Annotated in this window: 1 protein-coding gene; it reads left to right on the forward strand. The window is 67.9% G+C overall.

The genetic code is table 11. The features are described from left to right. The first annotated feature begins 167 nt into the window (after positions 1–167). A complete protein-coding gene (locus Mterra_RS20675; protein ID WP_119316801.1) occupies positions 168–1,733 on the forward strand; it encodes an acyl-CoA carboxylase subunit beta in 1,566 nt (521 codons plus the stop codon). Positions 1,734–2,297 lie beyond the last annotated feature (564 nt).

A 2,297-nucleotide genomic window follows, 5' to 3' on the forward strand; every position in this document is an offset into this window, starting at 1 on the left:
GCCATAGTGAGGGCATCATACCCAAAGCCGCCTCGGCGCTTTGCCCCGCCCGGATGCAAGCGGGGCGCGGGCTTGCGGGGCATCGGACCCATTGAACACCAAAAGCGCCCCGCTTGCATCCGGGCGGGGCAAAGCGCCGAGGCGGCTTTGGGTATGATGCCCTCACTATGGCTGACACCACCAGAGCTCTGATGGAGGAACTCCTGGCCGAGATGGAAGAGCGCCGCAAGGCGGTGGAGCTGGGCGGCGGCCCCGAACGCATCAAGAAGCAGCACGAGGGCGGCAAGATGACCGCCCGTGAGCGCATCGACTACCTACTCGACGAGGGGAGCTTCGTCGAGCTCATGCCCTTCGCCGAGCACCTCGAGACCCCCCTCATGCAGGGCATCGACGCCCCCGCCGACGGCGTGATCACCGGCTACGGCAAGGTGGGCGGCCGCACCGTCTTCGTCTTCAGCCAGGACTTCACCGTGCTGGGCGGCTCGCTGGGCAAGACCCACGGGCAGAAGATCGCCCGCGCCATGGACATGGCGGCGAAGGTGGGCGCCCCCATCATCGGGCTCAACGACTCGGCCGGGGCCCGCATCCAGGAGGGCGTGGACTCGCTGTCGGGCTACGGGGAGGTGTTCTACCGCAACGCCGTCTACTCCGGGGTGGTGCCGCAGATCTCGGCCATCTTAGGGCCCTGCGCGGGCGGGGCGGTCTACAGCCCGGCCATGACCGACTTCATCCTCATGGGCAAGGGCACGAGCTACATGTTCATCACCGGGCCCGAGGTGATCAAGAGCGTGACCCGCGAGGAGGTCACCTTCGAACAGCTCGGCGGCTCCGAGATCCACACCGCCAAGAGCGGCGTGGCCCACCTCGAGGCCGAGGGCGACGAGGGCGTGCTCGACCTCATCAAGCAACTGCTCTCCTACCTGCCCCAAAACGCCAAGGAGCGGCCCCCCGTGATGCCCAACGGCGACCCCGTCGAGCGGCCGACGCCGGAGCTGCTCGAGCTCGTCAACCCCGACCCCAAGAAGCCCTACAACATGCACGAGGTCATCAAGACCCTGCTCGACGGCGGGGAATTCCTCGAGATCCAGCCCGCCTACGCCAAGAACATGATCACGGGCTTCGGGCGGCTGGGCGGGCAGAGCGTGGGCATCGTCGCCAACAACCCGCGCTTCATGGCCGGCGCCCTCGACATCAACGCCTCCGACAAGGCCGCCCGCTTCATCCGCACCTGCGACTGCTTCAACGTGCCCATCCTCACCCTCGTGGACGTCACCGGCTTCCTGCCGGGCGTGGGCCAGGAGCACCAGGGCATCATCCGCCACGGCGCCAAGATGCTCTACGCCTACGCCGAGGCCACGGTCCCCAAGATCACGCTCATCACCCGCAAGTCCTACGGCGGGGCCTACCTGGCGATGAACTCCAAGGACATGGGCGCCGACGTGGTGCTGGCCTGGCCCACGGGCGCGGTCGCCGTGATGGGCGCCGAGGGCGCGGCCAACATCATCTACCGCAAGCAGATCCAGTCCTCCTCCGACCCCGCCGCCACCCGCGCCGCCAAGATCGCGGAGTACAAGAAGGCCTTCGACAACCCCTACGTCGCCGCCGGCCGCGGCTACATCGACGACGTGATCAACCCCGCCGACACCCGCCGCCTGCTGGCGCTGCACCTCGAGATGCTCGCCACCAAGCGGGAGGAGCGGCCTTACAAGAAGCACGGCAACATCCCCCTCTGACCGTGCCCCAGCCTAGGGGGTTGTGCTCGACGCGGCGGCTCAGGGCCTCGAGTTCGCCCTCGTCGCGAATGACGCGCCCGTAAACTGCCCCGCGGTCGCCCTAGCGGGCCGGCCCGAGCCGCACCCCTCCGTGGGGCGAAGCACCGCCTCGCCCATTCCCCAGGTCCGGCGGCTCGAGCACGCCCCCACCGCCGCGCCGGCCGATCCGGAAGACGACCCCGGTTTTCCTCATGAGCATGGGCACTAGGCTCCCTTAACTCAGCGGGGCCTCAGCTACGGCTCTGATTGGCCTCAAGCGCCCTGGACATGCTATGGCCCAGAGGTAAGCGCGATGGAGACCTGGAGCGACAACCGCTGGATCGTTGTGGGACGCCGACTGACCTTGGGTTTGGGGACCGCATTCATCGTCGCGAGCGTGTTCATCGCCGCGATGGGCTGAGGCTTGCCTAAAAACCGGCTTGGTCGCAGGCTGAGAAGGCATGAGCCTGGACCAGTTGCACGCTGAGCTGATCACGTGCCGCCGCTGCCCGCGCCTGGTGGAATGGCGCGAACGGGTAGGGCGGG

Origin of the sequence: Calidithermus terrae (assembly GCF_003574345.1) — a bacterium.
GTDB classification, from domain to species: domain Bacteria; phylum Deinococcota; class Deinococci; order Deinococcales; family Thermaceae; genus Calidithermus; species Calidithermus chliarophilus.